Below are 4,455 nucleotides of genomic sequence, written 5' to 3' on the forward strand. Positions count from 1 at the left end.
GGCGGGCCGTCAGGGAGCCGCGGCGACGGCAGCCAGGTCGCGCGCCGCGTGCTGCGCACCGAGACCCGTCCGTCGTACCTGAGCCGGCGCATCGCCAACCGGCCGCTGCCGGTGACCCGCGAGGGCGCGCGCATGGGCCTGCACGCCAAGTCGCTGGTGGTGGACCGCCGCGTCGGCGTGATCGGCACCCACAACTTCGACCCGCGCAGCGAGACCTACAACACCGAGGGCGCGGTGATCGTCGACGATCCGGCGTTCGCGCAGGCGCTGGCGGCCAGCATCGGCCGCGACATCGAGCCGGAGAACTCCTGGGTGGTGGCGCCGCGGGTCAAGCCGCCGGTGCTGTCGGGCCTGAACTACAGCATGGGCAAGGTCTCCGAGGCGCTGCCGGTGCTGGACTTCTGGCCATGGCGCTACGCCACCGACTACGAATTCCAGCCCGGCCCCGACTGCCCGGCGCCGCTGACCCGGCGCGACCCCGGTTTCCACCGCTGCTACAGCGCGGTCGGCGACTTCCCCGAGGTCAACGTCGGCCCGAAGTGGCTGCTGGTGCGGATGTTGACCGCGTTCGGCTCGGGGCTGGTGCCGATTCTTTGAGGGGCGGGGATTGGGGATTGGGGATTCGTAAAAGCAGATCCCTGCGACCGGATGCCCCGTGCAGGCGCGATAATGTCCGCGCAGGGGATGCCGCTGTCGCCAATCCCCAATCCCGACTCCCCAATCCCGGCCCCCCAATGCCCTTTCGCGAACCTGCCGATCTCGCCGTCCTCAACGCCGATTGCCGCGACACCCTGATCGCGCACCTGGGCATCGTCTTCACCGAGGCCGGGCCGGACTGGCTGCGGGCGACGATGCCGGTGGACGCGCGCACGCGGCAGCCGTACGGGCTGCTGCACGGCGGCGCATCGGTGGTGCTGGCCGAGACCCTGGGCAGCACTGCCGGCAACCTGTGCGTGGAGCCGGGGCGGATCTGCGTGGGTCTGGAAATCAACGCCAACCACCTGCGCGCCGCGCGCAGCGGCACGGTTACCGGCACCGCGCGGCCGCTGCACGTGGGCCGGACCACGCAGGTGTGGGAGATCCACATCGAGGACGCGGCCGGCAAGCCGGTGTGCGTGTCGCGGCTGACCCTGGCGGTGGTCGACCGCGGCTGAGCCCGGTCCCGGGCTGAACCCTGCCTCGGCGGTCACGGGCGACGTGTCTGCGGGCGCGTCTTCGGGGTGACACAATTGTCCGCTAGGCCCCCGCTTCCGGTACCCTTGTTCGAATGAGCGAGTTCTCCCCACCCGCCATGCGCCAATACGGTGGGGCGCTGCGCTGGGTTCGTTACGGCTACCGCGTGCCGCTGCTGGCGTTGCACGTGCTGTTGTCGCTGCCGTTCCTGCTGGTGTGCATGGCGCTGTCGCCCGGCCGCGCCGGCACCGAGTCCTTCGGCGACCGCATGGTCTGCTGGTGGTCGACCTGGCTGCTGCGCATCTTCGGCCTGCGCGTGCGCCGCATCGGCGCGCCCTTGCCCAACCCGGTGCTGTTCGTCGCCAACCACGTCAGCTGGATCGACATCGTGATGCTGCACAGCCAGCGCATGATGGGCTTCGTCGCCAAGCGCGAGATCGCCGGCTGGCCGCTGGTCGGCTGGCTGGCCGCGCGCGGGCAGACCATCTTCCACCAGCGCGGCAGCACCGAGTCGCTGGGCGGGGTGTTGCAGGCGATGCTGGAGCGGCTGCGCTCCGGCTGCTCGGTCGGCGTGTTCCCGGAAGGGCGCACCCGCAGCGGCCAGGACGTGGGGCCGTTCCATGCGCGCATCTTCCAGGCCGCAGTCGAGGCCGAGGTGGCGGTGCAGCCGGTGGCGCTGCGCTACGGTGCCGGCGGCTCGGCGCAGCAGATCGTCGCCTTCGGGCCGCACGAGAGTTTCTTCGCCAACTTCCTGCGTCTGCTCGGCGAGCCGGGGCGGGTGGCCGAGGTGCATTTCCTGGAGCCGATCCGGCTGCAGGACGTGGAAGGGCGCCGTCGCATCGCCGAGATCTCACGTGCGCGCATCGTCACGGCGATGGCACAACCCTGAACACCGGGACACTGCCGACGCCGCGCTTGACCGATTACTCCAGTCGACAGGCGCAAGCTCGCTGCCCATGAACGCGACCGATTACTCCCCCCCTCGCTGGCTGCGCAACCCGCACGTCCAATCGGTACTGGGTTCCAGCCTGCTGCGCGTGCGCCGTGGCGAACAGTTGCTCGCCGCCAGCGGCGCCACCACCACCTCGCACATCCTCGACGGCGGCGATGGCGTGCGCCTGCAGGGCTGGCTCAGCGTGCCGGCCGGCGAAGCGCCGCGCGGCACCGTGCTGCTGCTGCACGGCTGGGAAGGCAGCGCCGACTCCAGCTACATGCGCCTGACCGCGGCCAAGATGCTGGCGCTGGGCTACCAGGTGTTCCGGCTCAACTTCCGCGACCACGGCGGCACCCACCACCTCAACGTGGACCTGTTCCACTCCGAGCGGCTGGACGAAGTGGTCAACGCCGCCTGCGACCTGTGGCAGCGCTTCCCCGCGCCGACCCTGCTCGCCGCCGGCTATTCGCTGGGCGGCAACTTCGCCCTGCGCCTGGCGCTGCGCGCGCCGGCCGCGGGCCTGCCGCTGCAGCACGTGGCCGCGGTGTGCCCGTTGCTGGACCCGGCCACCACCATGCAGCGGATCGAGAACGGCCCGCAGTTCTACGACTGGTATTTCCGCCGCAAGTGGCGCGAGTCGCTGCTGCGCAAGCGCGAACTGTTCCCCGACCGCCACGGCTACGACGACGCCACCCTGGCGCTGGACATGCGCGGGCTGATGGCCTGGCTGGCCGAGCGCCACGCCGGCTTCGCCAGCCTGGATGCCTACTTCGACAGCTACTGCATCGCCGGCGAGCGCCTGCAAGGCCTGCGCGTGCCGGCCGACATCCTGATGGCCGAGGACGATCCGGTGATTCCCCTGGACGACTTCCGCAGCTGGCGCCTGCCCGACCTCGCCCGGCTGGAAATCGCCCGCTGGGGCGGGCATTGCGGCTTCATCGAGAACGCGCGTGGCGACGGCTTCGCCGAACGCTGGGTGGCCGAACGGCTGACCGAGGGGTTGGTGGAGGCCTAAGCGGCGGTGGCGCGCTGGCGGGCGGGCGACCTCGCCCGCGCTGGCGTGCGGCAGGCGGTCAGCAAGGTGGGCGCATCGGGATTCCCGGGTGCGGCACGCGTCGACGCTCCTTCCGCCGTTCCCGCACCATCACCGCCGTCACCACGTAGCGCTGTCCGGCGCACCGAGTCATCTGCGCAGCCCGGCATGTTCGGCGCGCCTCGCCGCCGCGTGGCCTCAGTCCCCCGCAGCGTCGGCGGCACGGCCGCTCCCAGCGAGGCCCGATGCGCCCGATGTACCCGCCGCGCGGACGCAGGTGCCCGCGCAGGGCGGCCGGGCGCTCCCGCTACAATGCGGGTTTGCCCCAACGCCGGACCCACATGCACCAGCCCATTCTCGACGCCCTGCGCCGCCAGGACACCGCCGACGCGCTGCGTCTCGCCCAGACCTGGGCCGCCGAGGCCGCCGACGACCCGCAGGCCTTCCGCTGGCTGGCGCTGGCGCAGCAGCAGCACGGCGAGACCGCCGCCGCACTGGACAGCATCGGCCGCGCGATCGCGCTGGCGCCGGAAGACGCCAGCCTGCACCTGCTGCACGCCGGCATGCTGGTCAGCGCCAACGACCTGGCCCAGGCCGAGGACGCACTGGCGCAGACCGCGGCGCTGGATCCCAACGAATTCCTCGCCTACGTGATGCGCGCGCACCTGGCGCTGGGCCGCGGCGACCTGGACGAAGTGGAGCGGCTCAGCCGCACCGCCGCGCGCCTGCAACCGGAGCATCCGCAGTTGCTCGGCGTGGACGGCATGCTGGCGCTGCGCCGCGGCGACGCCGACCGCGCGCTGGCGCTGCTCTCGCGCGCCAGCAACGCGCTGCCGGAGGACCCGCGCCTGCTCTACGCGCTGGGTTTCGCCTACCTGGACAAGCAGCACTTCGCCTTCGCCGAGACCGCGTTCCGCCGCGTCGCCGCGCTCACCCCGGGCACCAGCGCGGCGATGATGGCGCTGGTCGCGCAATTGGCCTACCGCCAGGGCCGCCTGGACGACGCCATCACCGCGCTGGAGACGGTGCTGGCCGATCCGGCCGGCGACACCGCCAACATGCGCCGGCTGGCCGGCGAATACGCCCTGCAGGCCGACCGCCCGGCCGAGGCGCTGGACCACCTGCGCCGCACCCTGGCGGTGGCCCCGGCCGACCGCCGCACCCTGCATGCGGCGCTGATCGCCTGGCAGCGCCTGGGCACGATCGACGATGCCCGCGCCACCCTGGAAGCGGCGCTGGCCACCACCACCGACGCCCACGACCTGTGGCTGGCGCGGCTGGCGCTGGAGCCGGTGGGCGGCCCCGAGGCGCGCGC

At 72.5% G+C, this 4,455-nt stretch carries 5 protein-coding genes; all 5 read left to right on the forward strand.

What is annotated here, in order from left to right:
* A partial coding sequence (locus D183_RS0105380) for a phospholipase D-like domain-containing protein (RefSeq protein WP_026144216.1) occupies nt 1-597 on the forward strand: 597 nt, incomplete at its 5' end.
* Between the two features lie 137 nt (nt 598-734).
* Nucleotides 735-1,154, forward strand: a complete 420-nt coding sequence (locus D183_RS0105385) for a hotdog fold thioesterase (protein WP_017908098.1) — start codon at nt 735-737, stop codon at nt 1,152-1,154.
* Between the two features lie 113 nt (nt 1,155-1,267).
* Nucleotides 1,268-2,062 (forward strand): lysophospholipid acyltransferase family protein, encoded by a 795-nt coding sequence (locus D183_RS0105390; RefSeq protein WP_019801786.1) that lies wholly within the window; start codon nt 1,268-1,270, stop codon nt 2,060-2,062.
* 67 nt (nt 2,063-2,129) lie between these two features.
* Nucleotides 2,130-3,122: a YheT family hydrolase gene (locus D183_RS0105395; protein ID WP_017908100.1), complete on the forward strand. Its 993-nt coding sequence runs from the start codon at nt 2,130-2,132 to the stop codon at nt 3,120-3,122.
* Nucleotides 3,123-3,481: 359 nt separating this feature from the next.
* The coding region (locus D183_RS0105400; protein ID WP_017908101.1) for a tetratricopeptide repeat protein at nt 3,482-4,455 on the forward strand (974 nt) is incomplete at its 3' end.

It is taken from the genome of Xanthomonas sp. SHU 199 (genome assembly GCF_000364665.1).
GTDB classification, from domain to species: Bacteria; Pseudomonadota; Gammaproteobacteria; order Xanthomonadales; family Xanthomonadaceae; genus Xanthomonas_A; species Xanthomonas_A sontii.

Excerpts from the sequence above, each read along its gene's own strand:
- D183_RS0105385 (WP_017908098.1), top strand. The coding sequence starts at position 735 with ATGCCCTTTCGCGAACCTGCCGATCTCGCCGTCCTCAACGCCGATTGC.
- D183_RS0105390 (WP_019801786.1), top strand. The coding sequence starts at position 1,268 with ATGAGCGAGTTCTCCCCACCCGCCATGCGCCAATACGGTGGGGCGCTG.
- D183_RS0105395 (WP_017908100.1), top strand. The coding sequence starts at position 2,130 with ATGAACGCGACCGATTACTCCCCCCCTCGCTGGCTGCGCAACCCGCAC.